The organism is Nocardioides sp. 503 (assembly GCF_004522095.1).
Taxonomy (GTDB): Bacteria; Actinomycetota; Actinomycetes; order Propionibacteriales; family Nocardioidaceae; genus Nocardioides.
Map to the genome: position 1 here is coordinate 379,736 of NZ_SPUI01000004.1, position 20,053 is coordinate 399,788.

Genomic DNA, 20,053 nt, shown 5'->3' on the forward strand with positions numbered 1-20,053 from the left:
GTGACGCTGCCCGGCCGACGCCTGCTCGGGCTCGGGGGCTGGTCCGAGGACCCCCTCTGGGCGACGGTCTACCCGTGGCTGGTGGGCCACCCGACGGTCGGGCGCGTCGCCTGGGCGGTCGGACTGCAGAGCGACCTGGACCGGCTCTACGCCGCCACGGACGAGCTCGGGCGGCTTCCTGCCGGCACATCCGTGCTCGACGTGCCCTGCGGCGGTGGCGTCGCGCTGCGCGGGCTGCGGCCCGACCAGGGGCTGCGCTACGTCGCGGCCGACATCGCGCAGCCGATGCTCGACCGCACCACCGACGCCGCCTTCGCCCTCGGCGTCGAGGACCAGGTGGAGACCCGGCTGGCCGACGTCGAGGACCTGCCCTTCGAGGACCACGCCTTCGATGTCGTGGTGTCGTTCACAGGCCTGCACTGCTTCCCCGACCCGGCGCGGGCGGTGGTCGAGATGATGCGCGTGCTGCGCCCGGGAGGGACGATCACCGGCAGCACCCTGCTCAACGACTCCGGCCTGCGCCACGCCCCCCTGCGTACGGCGGGCCGGCTGGCCGGCGTCCTCGGCCCGGGGTGCACCTCCGAGGACCTGCGCCTGTGGTTGACCGCCCAGGGCGCCGTCGACGTCGCGCTCGAGCCCTCCGGCGCGATGTCGTACTTCCGCGCCGTCAAGCGCTGAGGCGCGGGAGTGAAACTCATGGCCTCCGGAGCGGCCCTCAGTGCGCGGTGCCGCCGGTGTCGAGGAAGCGCTTGAACGAGGCGTTGACCTCGAGCTCGGCCTCGGTGCGGCCGACCCAGTCGGCGCCCTCGACGGACTTGCCGGGCTCGAGGTCCTTGTAGACCTCGAAGAAGTGCTGGATCTCGAGCCGGTCGAACTTCGGGACGTGGTTGATGTCGCGCAGGTGCTCCTGGCGCGGGTCCTTGGCGGGCACGCACAGGACCTTGTCGTCGCCGCCGGCCTCGTCGGTCATGCGGAACATCCCGATCGCGCGGCACTTGATGAGGCAGCCGGGGAAGGTGGGTGCCTGGAGCAGCACCAGGGCGTCCAGGGGGTCGCCGTCCTGGCCCAGGGTGTTCTCGATGTAGCCGTAGTCGGCGGGGTACTGCGTCGAGGTGAACAGCATCCGGTCGAGGCGCATGCGGCCGCTCTCGTGGTCCACCTCGTACTTGTTGCGCTCGCCCTTGGGGATCTCCACCAGCACGTCGAACTCGAGCACGTCTTCCTCCGATATGTCAGTCGCCTGCGGCAGGCCCGGCGAGGCCGGGGATCATTGTCCCGCACAATGGCTGCGCACACGCAGTCGGGAGGCAGTCGGAGGTGAGAGGTGCGTCGCACGATCGGCACGGTGCTGGTGCTCGCCCTCGTCCTGGGCGGCCTCGCCGCCTGGCACTACGACCTCCTCGACCGCTGGCTCGAGCCTGACTCCTCCTCGCCCGACCCGGCCGTCATCGCCCCGCCGCCGGGGCTGGACCTGCCCGCCGTCGTCGCCCCGGACGCGGTCGCACCTGCGGCCCGGCCCTCCGCGCTGAGCGCCGCCAAGGTGCGACGGGCGCTCGCGCCGTACCTCGCCGATCCTGACCTCGGCCGCCACGTGCTGGCCACGGTCGCGCCGCTGTCGGGCGGACGGCCTGTCGTGGTGGGGGGTGCTGGGGCCGCGGTCCCGGCGTCGACGACCAAGCTGGTCACGAGCACCGCCGCGCTGCTGGCGCTGGGCCCCGACCACACCTTCCGCACCACCGTCGTGCGCGCCGGCCCGCGCCGCATCGTGCTGGTCGGGGGCGGCGACCCGTTCCTGGCCCGCGCGCCCGCCGCGGCCGGCGACGACCAGCCCTACCCCGCGCGCGCAGACGTGGCCACGCTGGCCGCGCGGACGGCGGCGGCGCTGCGCGAGCAGGGCGTGCGCCGGGTCCGCGTCGAGTACGACGCCGGGCCGTTCACCGGCCCGTCCGCGAGCCCCCAGTGGGAGCCTGACTACGTCCCCGACGGGGTCGTCTCGCCGATCTCCTCGCTCTGGGTCGACGAGGGCCGCCCGGAGGCGGGGTTCGGCCGTGTGGCCGACCCCGCAGCGGATGCGGCCCGGGCGTTCGCGGCGGCCCTCGCCGCGGCCGGGGTCGCGGTCACCGGGGCGCCCGCCCCGGGCACGGCGCCGCCCTCCGGCGAGGCGGTCGCCGAGGTGACGAGCGCGCCGCTGAGCCAGGTCGTGGAGCGCGTGCTGATGGTCAGCGACAACGAGGCCGCCGAGGTCCTGCTGCGCCACGTCGGGCTCCAGATGAGCGGCGAGGCGTCCTTCGAGGGCGGCCGGCGCGGCGTCGTACGGGTCCTGCGCGAGGCGGGCGTCCGCCTCGCCGGCACCACCCTGTACGACGGCAGCGGCCTGTCGCGGCGCAACCGGATGAGCCCCGCGGTGCTGGTCGACGTCCTGCGCCTCGCGAGCGAGCGGCCCGAGCTGGCCGCGGTGCTCAGCGGGCTGCCCGTGAGCGGCTTCAACGGCTCGCTCGCCGACCGCTTCCTGGCCGGCCCGGCCGAGGGCCGCGGGCGCGTGCGGGCCAAGACCGGGACCCTGACCGGGGTGGCCTCCCTGGCGGGCGTCGCGACCGACGTGTCCGGACGGCCGCTGCTCTTCGTGCTCATGGCCGACCGCGTGGGCCGGCTCAAGGGCACCGACGCCGAGGTGGCCCTCGACGCCGCCGCGGCGGCGCTGGGCGCGTGCCGCTGCGGCTGAGCCGGGTGTGCCCTCCCAGGCAGCGGATAGGTTCGGGGCATGACGTCGAACCCCCAGGACTCGATGGTCGACTGGGACTTCGCCGTCTCGATCGGCTCCAAGATCGCCGGTGACGGCCCGGAGACGAGCCGCGAGGAGGCCGCCGAGGTGGTCGCCGAGCTGCGGGCCGGCGCCGACCGCTCCACCGGGCTCGTGCGGGAGTTCACGGGCCTGGTCGCCCGCGACCACACCGCGCCCGTGCTGGTCGTCGACCGCGCCGGGTGGGTGCGCGCCAACGCCGACGGGTTCCGCGTGGTGGTGGCCCCGCTGATCGAGAAGCTGGCGTCGAAGAAGCCGCCCACCGGGCTGGCGCTCAAGGTCGGCTCCCGCATCACCGGCGCCGAGGTCGGCGGCCTGCTCGGCTTCATGGGCTCCAAGGTCCTCGGCCAGTTCGACCCGTTCTACGAGCCCGACGGCCGGCTGCTGCTGGTGGCGCCCAACATCGTCCACGTCGAGCGCGAGATCGGCGCCGACCCGACCGACTTCCGGCTCTGGGTCTGCCTCCACGAGGAGACCCACCGGGTCCAGTTCACCGCCGTGCCGTGGATGCGCGGTCACCTCTTCTCCGAGATCGAGGCGATCGCCTCGACCGTCGAGCCCGCCGGGGTGCTCGAGGACGGCTTCCAGCGGCTGGTCGAGGGCATCAAGGACGGCGCCCGCGGCGGCAGCCTGGTCGACGTGATGAGCACGCCCGAGCAGCGCGAGATCATGGACCGCGTCACCGGCGTCATGTCGCTGCTGGAGGGCCACGCCGACGTCGTCATGGACGGGGTCGGCCCCACGGTGATCCCCAGCGTCGACAAGATCCGCCGGGCGTTCAACCAGCGCCGCAAGGGCATCGGCACCCTCGACCGGGTCCTGCGCCGCCTGCTCGGGCTGGACGCCAAGATGGCGCAGTACCGCGACGGGGCGGCGTTCGTCCGCACGGTCGTCGACAAGGTCGGCATGGACGAGTTCAACGCCGTCTGGGCCGGCCCGGAGAACCTCCCGTCCAAGGCCGAGATCGCCGACCCGCAGGCCTGGGTCGCGCGCGTCCTCGGATGAGCCTGGACGCCGACGTCGCGGCGGTCCGCCTCGCCGTACGGCGGCGCGGGCTGGTCGACCTCGGCGGCGGCCCGGTCCTGGTGGCCTGCTCCGGCGGCGCCGACAGCCTCGCGCTGCTGGGGGCCACCGTCTTCGAGGCCCGGGGGACGACCCGGGTCGTCGGGGTCACGGTCGACCACGGGCTCCAGGACGGCTCGGCCGACCACGCCGCGCGCGTGGTCGCCCAGATGGTGGCCCTGGGCGCCGACGAGACGGCGTCCGTGCGCGTGCAGGTCGAGGCCTCCGGCCAGGGCCTCGAGGCGGCGGCCCGCGAGGCGCGCTACGCCGTGCTCGAGCAGATGGCGGTCCACTTCGGCGCCGCCGCGGTGCTGCTCGGCCACACCCTGGACGACCAGGCCGAGACCGTCCTGCTCGGGCTCGCACGGGGCTCGGGTGGCCGGTCCATCGCCGGCATGCGACCCGCCTTCGACGTCTTCCGCCGACCCCTGCTGGGGGTGCGCAGGTCCCAGACCGAGGGCGCCTGCCGGGCCGAGGGCGTCGAGTTCTGGACCGACCCCCACAACGACGACCCGAGGTTCACCCGCTCGCGCGTGCGCCACACGGTGCTGCCCCTGCTCGAGCGCGAGCTGGGTCCCGGGGTCGCCGAGACCCTGGCCCGCACCGCCGAGCAGCTGCGCCCCGACATGGAGGCGCTGGACGACCTGGCCGCCGCCGCCCTGACCACCCACTACGACGACGAGGCCGGACTCCAGGTCGCCCCGGTGCGGATGCTGGCCCAGGCCGTGCGCACCCGGATGCTGCGACTGGCGGCGCTGCGGGCCGGCTGCCCGCCCGGCGAGCTGTTCGCCGTCCACGTCGACGCGCTCGAGCGCCAGGTGTGGAACACCGACCGGCTCCCCAAGGAGATCCAGCTGCCCGGCCACGTGACGGCGTACCGCGAGGGAGACCACCTGCGGTGGCGCCGGCGGCCTGTGGAATCCTGACGCCATGGACGCAGCCCATGTGGAGAACGACCTCGTCAACGTCCTCTACACGGAGGCCCAGATCCTCGAGCGGATCGGCGAGCTCGCCGAGGAGATCGAGCGGGACTACGCCGGCAAGGAGCTCCTGATCGTCGGCATCCTGCGCGGCGCCGTCATGGTCATGGCCGACATGGCGCGCGCGTTCACGCGGCACGTCGAGATGGACTGGATGGCGGTGTCCTCCTACGGCTCCGGCACGAAGTCCTCGGGCGTCGTGCGGATCCTCAAGGACCTCGACACCGACATCTCCGGTCGCCACGTCGTGATCGTCGACGAGATCATCGACACCGGGCTGACCCTGTCCTGGCTGACCTCCAACCTGTCGAGCCGCAACCCCGCCAGCGTCGAGATCTGCACGCTCCTGCGCAAGCCCGAGGCCCTGCAGATGCCGGTGGACGTCAAGTACGTCGGCTGGGACATCCCCAACGAGTTCGTCGTCGGCTACGGCCTCGACTACCGCGAGCGCTACCGCAACCTGCGCGACATCGGGACGCTCGCCCCGCACGTCTACTCCTGACCCCGTCCCGACGGCTACCCTCAGCACACCGAGCGCCTCGACCCGGAAGCAGGCACGTGCGCGAGATCGTCGTCTTCAGCGGTAGTGCCCACCGGGCGCTCGCCACGGGCATCTGCGAGCACCTCGGCGTGGAGCTCTCGGCCGTGGAGCTGACCCGCTTCTCCAACGACTGCCTCCAGGCCCAGCTGCAGGCCAACTGCCGCCAGCGCGACGTCTTCCTCGTGCAGCCGCTGTCGCCTCCGACGCAGGAGCACCTCATGGAGCTGCTGCTGATGATCGACGCCGCCCGCGGCGCCTCGGCCGCCTCCATCACCGCGGTGATCCCGTACTACTCCTACGCGCGCTCGGACAAGAAGGACGCGTCGCGCATCTCCATCGGGGGCCGGCTGGTCGCCGACCTGCTCACCGCGGCCGGCGTGCACCGGGTGATCACGATGAACCTGCACGCGCCGCAGGTGCACGGCTTCTTCTCGGTGCCGGTCGACCACCTCACCGCGCTGGGCGAGCTGGCCGACCACTTCCAGGGCCAGGACCTCACCGACGCGGTCGTGGTCTCCCCGGACTTCGGCAACGCCAAGACCGCCACGCAGTTCTCCCGGCTGCTGGGCCTGCCGGTGGCCGCCGGCAGCAAGAAGCGCCTGGCCGACGACCGGGTGGTCATCGACGAGATCGTGGGCGACGTGGCCGGCAAGCGCGCGATCGTCCTCGACGACGAGATCTCGACCGGGGGCTCGATCCTCGAGCTGCTGGACCGGCTGGCGGACGAGGGCTGCACGAGCGCGGCGGTGGCCTGCACCCACGGCCTGTTCGTCGGCAAGGCCCTCGAGCGGCTCCAGGGCCACCCGATGATCTCCGAGGTGGTCACCACCGACACGGTGCCCAGCCCCACGGGCTGGCCCGAGCTGCGGGTGCGCTCGGTGGCCGGGCTCTTCGCGGCCGCCATCCAGCGCATCCACGAGGGCGAGTCGGTCAGCAGCCTCTTCGACGGCGTCGACCCCGCCCATGCCTCCCCCCAGCCCCGCCTCTTCGACTGAGCGGCGCCCCCGGCTGCAGGGTCGTGTGCCGCACGCAGCGCCCTGGCGCGCTGTCCGACACACGACCCGTCCGCCGCCCCGCCGCGCGGAACCACCGCGCCCCGCGGGTCGTTCCACCCATGTGCCTGCGAGAATGGACCCTGTGATCGGCGTGTACCGTCGAGTGTTCAGTCCTGGGCTCACGTCGACAGGCCCAGTACAAGCGAAGAGAAGTCTGTGAAGCGCATTTTCAAGGGTCCCTGGGTCTGGATCGCGGTCGCCGTCGTCGGTGTCCTCCTCGCCCTCCAGTTCCTCGCGCCCGGGGGAGGCTTCGACGAGGTCCCGACCTCGCGCATGGAGTCCTACATCGCCAAGGGCCAGGTCAAGGAGATCACCTTCGTCGACGGGGACCAGGCCATCCAGGCCACCCTCGACTCCGGTGTCCGCAAGAGCGGCGACAAGGTCGTCGCCTACTTCGTCAAGGGCCAGCAGCAGGGCATCATCCGCCAGGTCGACGAGCAGGTCCGGCAGGGCGCCATCGAGGAGTCCAACTCCGAGAACCCCCAGCCCAGCCTGCTCGGCTCGATCCTCGCCACCCTGCTGCCGTTCGCGCTGATCATCCTGCTGTTCCTGTTCCTCATGAACCAGGTCCAGGGCGGCGGCGGCCGGGGCGTCATGCAGTTCGGCAAGTCCAAGGCCAAGCTGATCACCAAGGACATGCCCAAGACGACGTTCGCCGACGTCGCCGGCGCCAACGAGGCGATCCAGGAGCTCGGCGAGATCAAGGAGTTCCTGCAGGAGCCGGCCAAGTTCCAGGCCGTGGGTGCCAAGATCCCCAAGGGCGTGCTCCTCTACGGTCCTCCGGGCACCGGCAAGACCCTGCTCGCCCGCGCGGTGGCCGGCGAGGCCGGCGTGCCGTTCTACTCCATCTCCGGCTCCGACTTCGTCGAGATGTTCGTCGGCGTCGGCGCCAGCCGCGTCCGCGACCTCTTCGAGCAGGCCAAGGAGAACGCCCCCGCGATCGTCTTCATCGACGAGATCGACGCCGTCGGGCGTCACCGCGGCGCGGGCATGGGCGGTGGCCACGACGAGCGCGAGCAGACCCTCAACCAGCTGCTCGTCGAGATGGACGGCTTCGACGTGCGTGGCGGGGTCATCCTCATCGCGGCGACCAACCGGCCCGACGTCCTGGACCCCGCGCTGCTGCGCCCGGGCCGCTTCGACCGCCAGATCGGCGTCGACGCCCCCGACCTGGCCGGCCGCAAGAAGATCCTCGAGGTCCACTCGCGCGGCAAGCCGATGTCGCCCGACATCGACCTGATGTCCTACGCCCGCCGCACTCCCGGCTTCACCGGCGCCGACCTCGCCAACGTGCTCAACGAGGCCGCGCTGCTCACGGCGCGCAACAACGAGCTGGTGATCACCAACCGCTCCCTCGACGAGGCCATCGACCGGGTGATCGCCGGCCCGCAGCGCAGCTCGCGGCTGATGAGCGAGAAGGAGAAGCTCATCACCGCCTACCACGAGGGCGGCCACGCCCTGGTGGCCGCGGCGCTGCCCGGCACCGACCCGGTCCACAAGATCACGATCCTCCCGCGCGGTCGCGCCCTCGGCTACACGATGGTGCTGCCCGACGAGGACAAGTACTCCCAGACCCGTTCGGAGATGCTCGACCAGCTGGCCTACATGCTGGGCGGCCGGGCGGCGGAGGAGATGGTCTTCCACGACCCCACCACCGGCGCCGGCAACGACATCGAGAAGGCCACCTCGCTGGCCCGCGCGATGGTCACCCAGTACGGCATGACCGAGCGTCTCGGGGCGATCAAGCTCGGCGACGCCAGCTCCGAGCCGTTCCTCGGCCGCGACATGGGCCACCAGCGCAACTACTCCGAGGACGTCGCCGCGATGATCGACGACGAGACCAAGAAGTTCCTCGCCGCCGCCCACCAGGAGGCCTTCGACATCCTCGAGGAGAACCGCGACGTCCTGGACGCGCTGGTGCTCGCGCTGCTCGACCGCGAGACCCTCGACAAGGCCGAGGTCGCCGAGGTCTTCGTGCCCCTGCGCCGCCGCCCTGAGCGTCCCGCATGGACCGGCTCCCCGGACCGCAACCCCTCGGCCATCCCGCCGATCGAGATCCCGCAGGAGATCCGGGACCGGGTCGCGGCCAACGGCCAGGGACCCGACGCGGAGAGCGCCGGCGCGATCCTCACTCCGCCGGGCTCCGGCGGCGACGTGCACGGCGGCACCCCGCCGACGGCCGGTCCCCCCGAGCCCGGCTCCGGACTGCCGGGCTGAAGCCGTGACCGACCCGATCAGCGTGCCTGCGCGCGCGCCGGAGGAGATCCCGGACTTCGACCACGACCGCGCCGCGGCCGCCGTCCGCGAGCTGCTGTTCGCGATCGGCGAGGACCCCGACCGTGAGGGGCTGCGGGAGACCCCGGCCCGGGTCGCGCGCGCCTACGCCGAGCTGACCCAGGGGCTGCGTCAGACCCCCGAGGACGTGCTCACCACGACGTTCGACCTCGGTCACCAGGAGATGGTGCTGGTGCGCGACATCGAGCTGTGGTCGATGTGCGAGCACCACCTGGTGCCGTTCACCGGGGTCGCCCACGTGGGCTACATCCCGGCGGAGTCGGGCAAGATCACGGGGCTGTCCAAGCTGGCCCGGCTGGTCGACGTCTACTCCAAGCGCCCGCAGGTCCAGGAGCGCCTCACCACCCAGGTGGCCGACGCCCTCATGGACATCCTGGCGGCGCGGGGGGTCATCGTCGTGATCGAGGCCGAGCACCTCTGCATGACGATGCGCGGGGTCAAGAAGGCCGGCGCGCGCACCATCACCTCGGCCGTGCGGGGCACGATGCTCTCCGACCCCGCCACCCGCAACGAGGCGATGGCGCTCATCAACAGCCGGCGCGGCTGAGCCTCACTTGCGCCGTCAGCCCGCGGTGCCGCGAGCGGTGTCGCCGGGCTTCTTGCGGCCGGCCCCGGGGCCGCCGCCCTCGTTGTTGAGGCCCTTCTCGATGAAGACCAGGTTGTGGTAGGCGTGCACCGCCACCACGTGCCGGTCGCTGTAGCTCGGCTCGTAGTCGGCGTCGAGGAACTCCTCGTAGTTCAGCCCGTCCAGGAGGTCCTTGACCAGGGCCATCGTCGTGGTGGGGTCGTGGCGGTCCTCGCTGCCGCCCCACTTGGGCCAGTAGGACGTCTGGGTGTCCTCGATGGCGTAGATGCCGTCGTCGGCGAGCAGGGGGAACAGCAGCCGGAAGGTCTCGCGGATGTGCTCGGGGCGGTGGCTGCCGTCGTCGATGACGACCTGCGGGCGGCCGTTCTCGGCGACGATCCGCTCCAGCACCTCGGGGTCGACCTGGCTGCCCTGGTAGGCCTTGATCCGGGGCGCCTCGACGAACGACTTGTCCTCGATGTCGAGACCCACGACCTGGGCGCGCGGGAAGAAGTGCTTCCACATGCGCAGGGACCGGCCGCCCTGCTTCTCGCGGGCGTAGCCGCCGATGCCGATCTCGAGGAGCGTGAACCGCTCGCCACGCAGGTGCTCGAGGTGGCGCTGGTAGTGCGGGGTGTAGAAGTGCCGGCCCCACTTGTCCGTGCGGAACTCCTGCGCGAGCTCGGTCAGGTCCATCGCCTGCAGGCGGCGCCGCCGCTGCTCGGCGGGGCTGAGCGGCTCCGGGGCGGGGGCGGCGACACCGGTGCGGCCGGCGACACCGCGCAGCCGACGCCAGAGCGCCTGCGGCACGAGGGGCTTGACCACGCGTACCGCCAGGGTCCGCAACGCTTGGGGCATGGTGTCTCCTGCTGGTGGGGGGCTCGTCGTCGTGCCGGCGCTCGGCCGGCGGGGACAAACTACCGTCCCCGATCGGGTGGTCGGTCCCGCACGCCCAGCCACTAGCCTCTCCCCATGGCGACGACCCCGGTGCTCATGGGTGTCGTCAACGTGACCCCCGACTCGTTCTCGGACGGCGGCCGCTGGCTGCGTCCCGACGACGCGATCGCCCACGGCCTGGCCCTCCTGGGAGACGGCGCCGACGTCCTCGACATCGGCGGGGAGTCCACCCGGCCGGGTGCCACCCGACCGCTGGTGGCCGAGGAGCTCGACCGCGTGGTGCCCGTGATCGGCGCGCTGGCGGCCGAGGGTGCCACGGTGTCGGTCGACACGATGCGCGCGGAGGTCGCCGAGGCGGCCGTCGCGGCAGGGGCCACGATGGTCAACGACGTGTCCGGGGGGCTCGCCGACCCACGGATCCTGCGGGTCGTCGCCGAGGCGGGCGTCACCTACGTCGCCATGCACTGGCGCGCCCACGCCGACCGGATGCGCGACCTCGCGGTCTACGACGGGCCGGGCGGTGTCGTCGCGGCGGTGCGCGACGAGCTCGCCGCCCGCGTCGAGGCCGTCCTGGCCGCCGGCATCTCCCCGGAGCGGCTCGTGCTCGACCCCGGTCTCGGGTTCGCCAAGCTCGCCGAGCACAGCTGGCCGCTCGTGCGCGACCTGTCCTGGCTGCACGAGCTGGGCTTCCCGGTCCTGGTCGGGGCCAGCCGCAAGGCGTTCCTGGGCCGGCTGCTCGCGGACGCCGAGGGCACGCCCCGCCCGGTCGACGAGCGCGAGCACGCCCACGTCGCGGTGGTCCTGCACTGCGCACGGCAGGGTGTGTGGGGGATGCGCGTGCACGACGTCCGCGCGAGCCGCGACGCCTTGGCGGCGTACGCCATGCTTCACCCGACGGAAGGCGCCACATGACCGACGAGCTCGCCGTGCTCGGCATCGAGTGCTACGGCCACCACGGGGTCTTCGAGTTCGAGAGGCGCGAGGGCCAGACCTTCGTGATCGATCTCTCCCTCGGTATCGACACCGCCCCTGCGGCGGCCTCCGACGACTTGCACGACACCGTCGACTACGGGAGTCTCGTGGCCTCGGTGAAAGCCGCCGTGGAGAAAGATCCGGTCGACCTGATCGAGACCCTTGCCCAGCGGATCGCGGGTGTCTGCCTCTTGGACGCTCGTGTTGAATGGGCGCGGGTGACCGTTCACAAGCCGGATGCCCCCATCGAGGCGACGTTCTCGGACGTAGCGCTCACGATCACCCGGAAACGCGAGGGCCGCCGTGACTGAGACCCCCAACCCGAACATCATCGACGCCGACACCCTCACCGGTGAGATGCGTCCGATCCGACGTGCGGTGCTGGCCCTCGGCTCGAACCTCGGCGACAAGATGGCCAGCCTGCAGGGCGCGGTCGAGGCGATCGCCGACACCCCCGACGTCTGGGTCACCGCCGTCTCCCCGGTCTACGAGACCGAGCCCGTCGACTCGCCCGCCGGCGCCGAGAGCTATCTCAACGCCGTCCTGCTGGTGGACACCACGCTCGCCGCGCACCGGCTCATGGACCGGGCGCTGGCGATCGAGGACGCCTTCGACCGGGAGCGCACCGAGGTCCTCAACGCCCCGCGCACCCTCGACGTCGACCTGATCGTGGTGGGCGACCGCCGCAGCGACGACGAGCACCTGCGCCTGCCGCACCCGCGCGCCGCGGAGCGACCGTTCGTGCTGAAGCCGTGGCACGACGTGGAGCCGGACGCGGTCTTCCCCGACCGGGGTCCCATCTCCGACCTGCTGGCCGGCCTGGGCACCGACGGGCTCGTGCGGCGCGAGGACCTCGCGCTCGACGTGGAGTGACCCAGGCCTCCGGCCCCGACGGTGGCCCGCCCCCGGGCTCGCTGCGGCCGACCCCGCCCGCGGTGGTGGCGGCGTGGGCGGTCGCCGGCCTCGCGGTCGGCTGGCTGGTCCACCCGCTCTCCGAGCGGCTCGGCGGCACGGCGCCCGTGGTCTCGTGGGCGCAGCCGCTGGCGCTGCTGCTCGTGGCCGCGATCCTCGGCGGCACCGCCCACGCCACGTGGCGCTCGGTCCACGTGCGCCGCGAGCGGCTCGACGCCCACCAGGCGGTCAACCGGCTGGTCCTGGCCCGCGCCTGCGCCTACGTCGGCGCGCTCGCGGGCGGTGGCTACCTCGGCTACGCGCTCAGCTGGCTCGGCTCGGACGCCGAGCTCGGCGACGAGCGGCTGCTGCGCTCCGCGGTGGCCGCGGTCGGCGGGCTGGCCGTGGCCGTCACCGCCCTGCTCCTCGAGCGCGCCTGCCGGGTCCCGGACGACCCGCCCGCCGCCTGAGCCGACCTGACCGCCGCCCCAGGCGTCACACCCGCCCCATGACAGGCGGCGCGTCGGCGCGGAAGAGCCCGTGCGGAGACCTACTGTCGGCACATGGCTTCCCCGTCCAGCACGCCCGTGCGTCGGCGCCAGCGGTCCACCCGCCTGGTCGTCGCCGGCACGCTGCTCCTCGTCGCCGCCCTGGCTGTCGCCGCGGCCGCCCTGACCGGCTCGTGGCTCACCGCCACGCTGGCCGGCGTCCTCGCGGTCGGCCTGGGGGCTGCCGCGACCCGCATCACGCACGCCGAGCTCGCCGACTCCCGGCGCGAGGCGGCGCGCGACCGCGCCACGCAGGCCCAGGGCTACCGCGACATCACGGTCGCCCGCACCGCCGAGAACGCCGCCTACGTCGCCGCGACCTCGGCCCGTATCTCCGGCCACGAGCAGACGATCGCCACGCTCGAGCGCGACCTGGGCGACGCCCAGGGCTGCCTGGTCGAGGCCCACCAGAAGCTCGCCGTCGAGCAGCACCGCGCCGAGGACGCCGAGCGCGACGTCGCCACGCTGCGCACCCGGCTCGACGACGCCGAGCAGCGCGCCGCCGAGGCGATCGTCCGCGTGGCCGAGATCGAGCGCGAGCTCGACGTCGTCACCGCCGAGTGGCAGGCCGCCCAGGCCACGCGCAAGCACGCCTGAGCCCCCGCGCGGCGCACCGCTGACGTCGTACTGGGAGGATCGTCGTTCGTGAGCACCGACGAGTCCCGTTTCGAGAGCGACCCCGAGGAGCTCCTCCCCGACAGCCCCGGGCTGCCCGGCGGCTGGTCCGTGGACTCCCCGGACCCCGGCGACCGCTTCACCCTGGCGCGGCTCACCCACCTGCTCCGCGCCCACGAGCAGCACGGGCGGGGCTGGGCCGGCTCCGGTCTCGACGACGTCCTGGTCGAGGTCTCCGAGGCCGGGCTGCGCACCCGCGAGAACGTCGTCGTGCGCGACGCCGCCGGCGAGATCCAGGCGTGGGGAAGCGTCCACGACCGAGCGGGCGGCCGGATGCTGTTCGTGCACATCGTGGCCCGCGACCTCACCGAGGGGCTCGGCCGCTCCTGCTCCGACGTCCTCGTCGAGTGGGCGGTGGGGCAGGCCCGCGCCGTCGGCGCCGCCCGCGGCCTGGAGGTGCAGCAGATCGACACCGGCTCCTTCGCCGACGACGACCGCCAGCACCGTTGGCTCGAGGCCGGCGGGTTCACCCGGGTCCGCACCTGGTGGCAGATGAGCCGCCCCGTGACCGCGGACGAGGCCGACCTGGTGCCGTCCCCGGAGCGCTGGGAGAGCGAGAAGGCGCGCTTCCGGCTCGTGCGCCGCGGCGCCGACGGGATGCCCGACGAGGACGACCTGCGCGAGGTGCACGACGTCCTCGAGGGCGCGTTCGTCGACCACTTCAACTCGTGGGCGGAGACCTTCGACGAGTTCCTCAACCGCCTGCGCGAGGATCCCGGCCACCGCTGGGACCACTGGTGGCTCGCGGAGGTCGACGACGGCGACGGGGTGACCCCGGTCGGCGCGCTGATCGGCACCCACTCCGAGTCGGCCAACGGCCCCGACGGCTCCTACGTGTCCTACATCGGGGTGCTGGAGCAGGCGCGCGGCCGCGGCGTCGCCAAGGGCCTGCTGCGCACGATCATCGCCGACGCCGCCGCCCGCGGGCGGGACCGCGTGACCCTCGAGGTCGACGCCGACTCCTCCACCGGCGCCGACGGCCTCTACGTCTCGATGGGCTGGGTCACCAAGTACGTCACCGAGTCCTGGCACCGGGATGTGACCGTCCTCCCGGGCGCGACGGAGGAGCGCACGGGATAGCCGGGCCAGGTCGAGCAAGCCCCGCGACCGAGGTACGAGGTCGCGACGGGCGCGTCGAGACCGAGCCCGTCGCCGACGGCTGGGGCTGCGGAGCGTGGACCGGTACCAGCATCTGCTGGTACGCGCCCGGCTACCGCACCAGCGACGCGCGGAGCGCGCGGTGCACGCCGTTGGGGGTGAGCACCCCGACGAACCTCGGGCCGTCCTTGACGCCCACCATGAGGCGGTCGTCGCGCAGCATCAGGGCGAGCGCCTGCTCCAGGGTGCTGTCGAGGTCGATCGTGGAGGCGAGGTCGCCCACGCTGACGCCGTCCAGGGGCTCGAGGTGCGCCAGGTCGATGGGGGTGACGCTGAGCCGGCGCAGGCCCCGCTCGGAGCCGACGAAGTCGGCCACGAAGTCGTCGGCCGGGTGCGCCAGCAGCTCGACGGGCGTCGCGTACTGCGCCAGCCGACCCCCGACGGCGAAGATCGCGACGCGGTCGCCCATGCGGACGGCCTCGTCGATGTCGTGGGTCACCAGGACGACGGTCTTGCCCAGGTCGCGCTGCAGGTGGAGGAACTCGTCCTGCAGACGCACCCGCACCACCGGGTCGACCGCGCCGAACGGCTCGTCCATCAGCAGCACGGGCGGGTCCGCGGCCAGTGCCCGGGCCACCCCCACCCGCTGCCGCTGACCGCCGGAGAGCTGGTGCGGGTAGCGCTCGCCGTACGTCGCCGGGTCGAGCCCGACGAGGTCCAGCAGGTGGTGCGCGCGCTCGCGGGCGACCGACTTGGGCTCGCCGTAGAGCAGCGGCACCGTCATCACGTTGGCCGTGATCGTCTGGTGCGGGAAGAGCCCGACCTGCTGGATGACGTAGCCGATGCCGCGCCGCAGCCGGACCGGGTCCTCGCCGGTGACGTCCTTGCCGTCGATCTCGATGCGCCCGGTGGTGGGCTCGATCAGCCGGTTGATCATCTTCAGCGTGGTGGACTTGCCGCAGCCGGACGGGCCGACCAGGCACACGAGCTCGCCGCGGCGGATCTCGAGGTCCAGCTCCTGCACGGCGACCGTGCCGTCGTCGTAGGTCTTGCCCACACCGCTGAGGCGGATCATCGGTGCGGAGTCCTCGCCCGGGCCGTCGGAGCGGGTAGCGTCCATGCGGTGACCCTACCCGCGGCGCTGCTGACGACAGCGGTGTCGACGCGCGAGCCGAAGTGCTACTCCAAGGACGTCAACGCCTGGTTCTGCCTCGACTACGTCCGCGACCGCAGCGACGAGATCACCGAGGCGACCACCACGCACGTGCAGATCACCGTGGCCGCGGTGCTGCTCGGGCTCCTCATCGCCTTCCCCCTCGCCCTGCTCGCCCGCCGCTACCCCCGGCTCGAGTCGACCGTCCTGGGCGTCAGCACCGGCCTCTACACCGTCCCCTCCCTCGCGCTGCTGCCGCTGCTGGTGCCGCTCACCGGGCTCACCAAGACCACCGTCGTGATCGGCCTGGGCCTCTACTGCCTCACGATCCTGGTGCGGGCCTTCCTCGACGGGCTGCGCTCGGTCCCCGACGAGGTCCGTGAGTCGGCCACCGGGCTCGGCTACGGACGCGCCAAGCTGCTGCTCAAGATCGAGCTGCCGCTGGCCCTGCCGGTGATCATGGCCGGGCTGCGCGTCGCGACCGTCTCCACCGTCGCGCTCACCACGATCGGCACCGTCGTCTCCGAGGGCGGTCTCGGCTTCCTCATCGCGGAGGGCAAGAGCACCCAGTTCAACGCCGAGCTGATGACCGGGGCCGTCCTCTGCGTCGTGCTCGCGCTGGTCCTGGACCTCCTGCTGGTGCTGGCCCAGCGACTGCTCACCCCCTGGGCCCGACAGGGGGTCCGCGCATGAACGGCGTGCTCGACTACCTCTTCGACGCCGCGAGCTGGACCGACGAGGGTGGGCTGCTCGAGCAGCTGGTCCAGCAGCTCCTGCTCACCGTGACCGCCCTGGTGGTCGCGATGGCGGTGAGCCTGCCGCTGGCGCTCTACCTGGGTCGCATCGGCCGCTTCGGCTTCCTGGCGATCAACGTCTCCAACATCGGTCGCGCCGTGCCGACGTTCGCGCTGCTCGCCCTCCTGGCGCGCTTCTCCTGGCCGGGGTCGGCGGAGTTCGGCCCCTACGGCCGCGCCGGCCTGGCGACCCTCGTCGCCCTGGTGCTCTTCGCCCTGCCGCCGCTCATCACCCAGTCCTACGTCGCCATGCGCGAGGTCGCCCCCGAGGCCAAGGAGGCCGCCCGCGGCATGGGCATGACCGGCAGCCAGCAGTTCTGGCGCGTCGAGCTCCCCCTGGGCCTGCCCCTGGTCATGTCCGGCGTCCGGCTCGCCCTGGTCCAGGTGTGGGCGACCGCGACGATCGCCGCACTCGTGGGCGGCCCCGGGCTCGGCAACGTCATCCGCCTCGGCTTCGCCAACACCGACCGGCGCAGCGAGGGCATCGCCGGCGCCCTGCTGGTCGCGGCCATCGCGCTGCTGCTCGAGGGCGCCATGGCCCTCGCCCAGCGGGCGGCCGACCCGGTGCCGCAAACCCGTTCCCGGGCGAGGAAGCAGGGGCTGTCCCCGGTGCCGCCTACAGTGGGTGCGGCCGCCGAGAGCGACGGCTGAGCGGTCCTCCGCTCGCTCCACCGGACACGCGTGGCACCGCCACGGGACACAGAAGGTCACCACCATGAATCTGCGCCGCTCGCTCGCCACCGCCGGCATCCTGACCCTGCTCGCCTCCGTCACCGCCGCGTGCGGCGACGACGAGAGCGACGGGGGCGGCGGGGGAGGTGCCGGTGACGGCGCCTCCGTCACCATCGCCACCCAGAACTTCCCCGAGGCCAACCTCGTGGGCTCCCTCTACGACGTGCTGCTGTCGGAGAAGGGCTACGACGTCGACGTCAAGGCCGTCGACGCCCGCGACGCCTACATGAGCATCTTCCCCGGCGACGTCGACATCGTCCCCGAGTACATCGCCGGCATCGGCGACTTCCTCAACACCGAGGCCAACGGCGAGGACGCCGAGCCGATCACCACCAACGACGCCGAGGCGTCGCTGGAGGCGGTCCGCCCGCTCGCCGAGGCCAAGGGCATCACGCTGCTCGACCCGTCGGAGGCCAGCTCCCAGAACGCGTTCTTCGTGACGCAGGACTACTCCGAGTCCGAGGGCGTCACCAAGCTCTCCGACCTGACCGGGCAGAGCATCGTGCTCGCGGGGTCGCCCGACTGCAAGGGTCGCGCCGACTGCGAGGGTGGCCTCACCGGCGTCTACGGCATCGAGATCAGCAAGATCCTGCCGCTGGGCTTCGCCTCGCCGGAGACCTACCAGTCGGTCAAGGACGGCGAGTCCCAGCTCGGGCTCACCGGCACCATCGACCCCAACCTCGAGGACGAGGGCCTGGTGCTGCTGGAGGACGACAAGGGCATCCAGCCCGCGCAGAACTACGTGCCGGCCGTGTCCAGCGACTTCCTGGCCGACCACGAGGACGTCGAGGGCCTGCTCAACGACCTGATGGCGGCGCTCGACAACGACACCGTCAACGACCTGCTCGGCCGCGTCACCATCGACCGCGAGAAGGCCGAGGACGTGGCCAAGGAGTTCCTGGAGGACGAGGGCCTCATCTAGCCCCCACCTCGCTGAGGCGCCTGCTCGTCCGACGAGCGGGCGCCTTCACGCGTCCCGACCCCCGTCCGCCGGGCCGGCGACGCCGTCCCGGGCCGGCGCGGCGCTTACACTTCACGCCGCGCCCGGTCGCCGGGACCCGGTGCAGGAGAGAGGCCCAGTGACGGACAGCGAGACCCCCGGGTCGTCCGCGGACGACCCGGTCGGCACCGGCCGGACCGCTGCCACGGCTGTCCCCGAGGACCGGCACCGCGGCACCGCCTCCGCCGTCACGTGGCTGCCCCGCCTGGCCGCCGCCGGGGCGCTCGCGGCGACGCTGACCTGGGCCGTCGTCGTCGTGCTGTGCGCACGTCGCGGCCTCGACCTGACCGACGAGAGCTTCTACCTGCTCAGCTACCGCTGGTGGAACGTCAACTTCGACGCGTTCTCCGGGGTGCAGTACGTCTACGGCCCGGTCTTCCAGCTGCTCGGCTACGACATCGGCCTGCTGCGCATCGTGCGCCTGGTGGTGACGGTGGCGGCCCATGCCTGGCTCGGCTGGGCCTTCATGGCGTGGCTGCGGGTCCAGCGCCCCACGGCGCCCACCACGCGCTGGTGGGAGGTCGCCGGGGCCGCGACGATCACGTCCTGCGCCGGCATCACCTACTCGTGGCTGCCGTTGAGCCCCGGCTACAACGACCTGGCGCTCTCGTGCGCCTTCGTCCTGGCCGGCGGCACGCTGCGCATCGCCCGCGACAACGCCCTGGACCGACCGCCACCGGCGTGGGTCCCGCTGGGCATGGGCGCCACGGCGGTCGTGATGTGCCTGGCGAAGTGGTCCTCCGCGGCGCTCGTCCTGCTGGGGATCGTGGTCGTCCTGCTTATCGTCCACCTCGCCGAGCGGCAGGGGACCGCGCGGCTCGGTCGTCTCGTGGGCCTGGGCGTCGCCGGGGTGCTGCTCATGGGCGCGTTCGTGCAGTTCGCGCTGGTCCCGTTCCAGACGATCGTGCCGCCCATGCTGGAGGTCAACTCGAGGGTGGCCGACTCGACGAACTCGCCGAGCAACCTCCTGGTCCGCTACCGCACCGGTGGCAGGACCCTCGTCGACGACGTGGTCGACCAGTACTGGCCGCTGCTGCTCGCCGCCGTCCTCACGCCGCTCCTGGCGCGCTGGGTCAGGGCGTCGGTGGCGCTCGCCGTGGTGGCGCTCGGGTGGAGCGTCGTGCAGGTGGTGCGCCACGACGGCACGCTGGCCGGGTCGCCGCAGCTGCTGACGTTCACCGTCACGATCTTCGCGCCGCTCGCCGCGGTGCTGCTCGCGGCCCTGACGACCGGCCTCGTCTCGGCCGTGCGCCGGCGCCGCAGCGGGGCGACGGCTGCCGGCACCTGGCGCCCGCACCTGGCGCGCGCCGTCGTCGTCGTGATGCTGCTGGTCCTGCCGGTCGCGGTGTCGGTGGGCACGGGCAACCTGCTGCAGTTCATGGCGGTGCTGGGCCTCGCCGCCTGGGTGGCCCTCGCCATCATGGTCGTCACGGCGCCGTGGGCGCGCCAGCGCGCCACCCAGGTGCTGCTGACCGGGGCCGTGGTCGGCATCGTCGTGGCCACGACCTGCATCGCCGTCGACGGCCTGTGGAACCGCCCCTACCGCACCTCGGGCTTCGCCGACAGCACCGCCTCGGCCCAGGACGTGCCCGCCCTCGACTCGGTGCGTCTCGACCCCGACGACGCCGCGTCCTACACCGCGCTGCGCGAGCGCCTGCTGCCGTACGTCGAGAAGCCCGGCCGGGCGATGATGCCGTTCGACGGCATGGCCGGCCTGGTCTACCTCCTCGACGGCCGCCCCGTGGGCGAGGCGTGGTACTCCCGCCTCGACACCGCCCGCTCGACCGCCGGGGTGGTGCGCACCTGTGACGACGACCGGTGGTGGGGCGCCCGCAAGCCGATCGTGCTGTTCAACCGGCCCGTGACCGACCGCGAGCGGACCGCGCTGCGCCACTGCGGCATCTACCTGGCGAGGTACGAGAAGATCCGCGTCACCGTGCCGATCCCGGACGTGGTCGTCTACGTGCCGCGCGAGGGCCCGTGACCTCGCACGCC

The 20,053-nt window shown here is 73.0% G+C and carries 21 protein-coding genes; 18 read left to right on the forward strand and 3 right to left on the reverse strand.

The features are described 5' to 3' along the window. Positions 1-678 carry a class I SAM-dependent methyltransferase gene (locus E4622_RS15630; protein ID WP_134741139.1) on the forward strand — a complete coding sequence of 226 codons (678 nt, stop codon included), beginning with the start codon at positions 1-3 and terminating at the stop codon, positions 676-678. Between the two features lie 37 nt (positions 679-715). On the opposite strand, the gene E4622_RS15635 is transcribed toward E4622_RS15630, so the two are convergent. Then, positions 716-1,216, reverse strand: a complete 501-nt coding sequence (locus E4622_RS15635) for an inorganic diphosphatase (RefSeq protein ID WP_134741140.1) — start codon at positions 1,214-1,216, stop codon at positions 716-718. Between the two features lie 108 nt (positions 1,217-1,324). On the opposite strand from E4622_RS15635, the gene dacB reads away from it, so the two are divergent. The 7 genes from dacB to folE all read left to right on the forward strand — a co-directional run bounded on the left by dacB (position 1,325) and on the right by folE (position 9,280). Further along, a complete protein-coding gene (gene dacB / locus E4622_RS15640; protein ID WP_134741141.1) occupies positions 1,325-2,722 on the forward strand; it encodes a D-alanyl-D-alanine carboxypeptidase/D-alanyl-D-alanine-endopeptidase in 1,398 nt (465 codons plus the stop codon). Between the two features lie 39 nt (positions 2,723-2,761). Beyond that, positions 2,762-3,805, forward strand: a complete 1,044-nt coding sequence (locus E4622_RS15645) for a zinc-dependent metalloprotease (protein WP_245156055.1) — start codon at positions 2,762-2,764, stop codon at positions 3,803-3,805. Then, positions 3,802-4,788 (forward strand): tRNA lysidine(34) synthetase TilS, encoded by a 987-nt coding sequence (gene tilS / locus E4622_RS15650; protein WP_134741142.1) that lies wholly within the window; start codon positions 3,802-3,804, stop codon positions 4,786-4,788. Before E4622_RS15645 ends, tilS begins: the two co-directional genes overlap by 4 nt. 4 nt (positions 4,789-4,792) lie before the next feature. Continuing rightward, positions 4,793-5,344, forward strand: a complete 552-nt coding sequence (hpt, locus tag E4622_RS15655) for a hypoxanthine phosphoribosyltransferase (protein ID WP_134741143.1) — start codon at positions 4,793-4,795, stop codon at positions 5,342-5,344. A gap of 56 nt (positions 5,345-5,400) precedes the next feature. Next, the gene (locus tag E4622_RS15660) at positions 5,401-6,378 is read left to right on the forward strand and encodes a ribose-phosphate pyrophosphokinase (RefSeq protein WP_134741144.1); all 978 of its coding nucleotides are present in this window, start codon (positions 5,401-5,403) and stop codon (positions 6,376-6,378) included. Positions 6,379-6,594: 216 nt separating this feature from the next. Further along, entirely contained in the window at positions 6,595-8,655 is a 2,061-nt protein-coding gene (ftsH, locus tag E4622_RS15665; protein ID WP_134741145.1) for an ATP-dependent zinc metalloprotease FtsH, read from the forward strand. Positions 8,656-8,659: 4 nt separating this feature from the next. Beyond that, on the forward strand, positions 8,660-9,280 hold the full coding sequence (gene folE / locus E4622_RS15670) for a GTP cyclohydrolase I FolE (protein ID WP_134741146.1): 621 nt from the start codon (positions 8,660-8,662) through the stop codon (positions 9,278-9,280). 15 nt (positions 9,281-9,295) lie between these two features. Here the strand turns inward: folE and E4622_RS15675 are convergent, their stop codons facing one another. After that, on the reverse strand, positions 9,296-10,156 hold the full coding sequence (locus E4622_RS15675) for a class I SAM-dependent methyltransferase (RefSeq protein ID WP_134741147.1): 861 nt from the start codon (positions 10,154-10,156) through the stop codon (positions 9,296-9,298). Between the two features lie 114 nt (positions 10,157-10,270). On the opposite strand from E4622_RS15675, the gene folP reads away from it, so the two are divergent. From folP to E4622_RS15705, 6 genes are all read left to right on the forward strand, one after another. Further along, entirely contained in the window at positions 10,271-11,107 is an 837-nt protein-coding gene (gene folP / locus E4622_RS15680) for a dihydropteroate synthase (protein ID WP_134741148.1), read from the forward strand. Further along, a complete protein-coding gene (gene folB / locus E4622_RS15685; protein WP_134741149.1) occupies positions 11,104-11,478 on the forward strand; it encodes a dihydroneopterin aldolase in 375 nt (124 codons plus the stop codon). The genes folP and folB overlap by 4 nt, the downstream gene beginning before the upstream one ends. Then, on the forward strand, positions 11,471-12,040 hold the full coding sequence (folK, locus tag E4622_RS15690) for a 2-amino-4-hydroxy-6-hydroxymethyldihydropteridine diphosphokinase (RefSeq protein WP_134741150.1): 570 nt from the start codon (positions 11,471-11,473) through the stop codon (positions 12,038-12,040). The genes folB and folK overlap by 8 nt, the downstream gene beginning before the upstream one ends. After that, a complete protein-coding gene (locus E4622_RS15695; RefSeq protein WP_134741151.1) occupies positions 12,037-12,528 on the forward strand; it encodes a DUF3180 domain-containing protein in 492 nt (163 codons plus the stop codon). Before folK ends, E4622_RS15695 begins: the two co-directional genes overlap by 4 nt. 93 nt (positions 12,529-12,621) lie before the next feature. Next, positions 12,622-13,203, forward strand: a complete 582-nt coding sequence (locus tag E4622_RS15700) for a hypothetical protein (protein WP_134741152.1) — start codon at positions 12,622-12,624, stop codon at positions 13,201-13,203. 48 nt (positions 13,204-13,251) lie between these two features. Next, positions 13,252-14,361 (forward strand): GNAT family N-acetyltransferase, encoded by a 1,110-nt coding sequence (locus E4622_RS15705; RefSeq protein WP_134741153.1) that lies wholly within the window; start codon positions 13,252-13,254, stop codon positions 14,359-14,361. A 130-nt stretch (positions 14,362-14,491) separates the two neighbouring features. On the opposite strand, the gene E4622_RS15710 is transcribed toward E4622_RS15705, so the two are convergent. Then, positions 14,492-15,454: an ATP-binding cassette domain-containing protein gene (locus E4622_RS15710; RefSeq protein WP_209021995.1), complete on the reverse strand. Its 963-nt coding sequence runs from the start codon at positions 15,452-15,454 to the stop codon at positions 14,492-14,494. A gap of 48 nt (positions 15,455-15,502) precedes the next feature. On the opposite strand from E4622_RS15710, the gene E4622_RS15715 reads away from it, so the two are divergent. The 4 genes from E4622_RS15715 (at position 15,503) to E4622_RS15730 (ending at position 20,042) form a co-directional block, all read left to right on the forward strand. Continuing rightward, complete coding sequence (locus E4622_RS15715) at positions 15,503-16,225, forward strand: ABC transporter permease (RefSeq protein ID WP_245156056.1); 723 nt, start codon at positions 15,503-15,505, stop codon at positions 16,223-16,225. Next, complete coding sequence (locus E4622_RS15720) at positions 16,222-16,977, forward strand: ABC transporter permease subunit (RefSeq protein ID WP_134741155.1); 756 nt, start codon at positions 16,222-16,224, stop codon at positions 16,975-16,977. The genes E4622_RS15715 and E4622_RS15720 overlap by 4 nt, the downstream gene beginning before the upstream one ends. Positions 16,978-17,041: 64 nt before the next feature. After that, positions 17,042-17,980, forward strand: coding sequence for an ABC transporter substrate-binding protein (locus tag E4622_RS15725; RefSeq protein ID WP_134741156.1), 939 nt, complete (start codon positions 17,042-17,044; stop codon positions 17,978-17,980). Between the two features lie 157 nt (positions 17,981-18,137). Continuing rightward, a complete protein-coding gene (locus E4622_RS15730) occupies positions 18,138-20,042 on the forward strand; it encodes a hypothetical protein (protein WP_134741157.1) in 1,905 nt (634 codons plus the stop codon). The last annotated feature ends 11 nt before the right edge of the window (positions 20,043-20,053 follow it).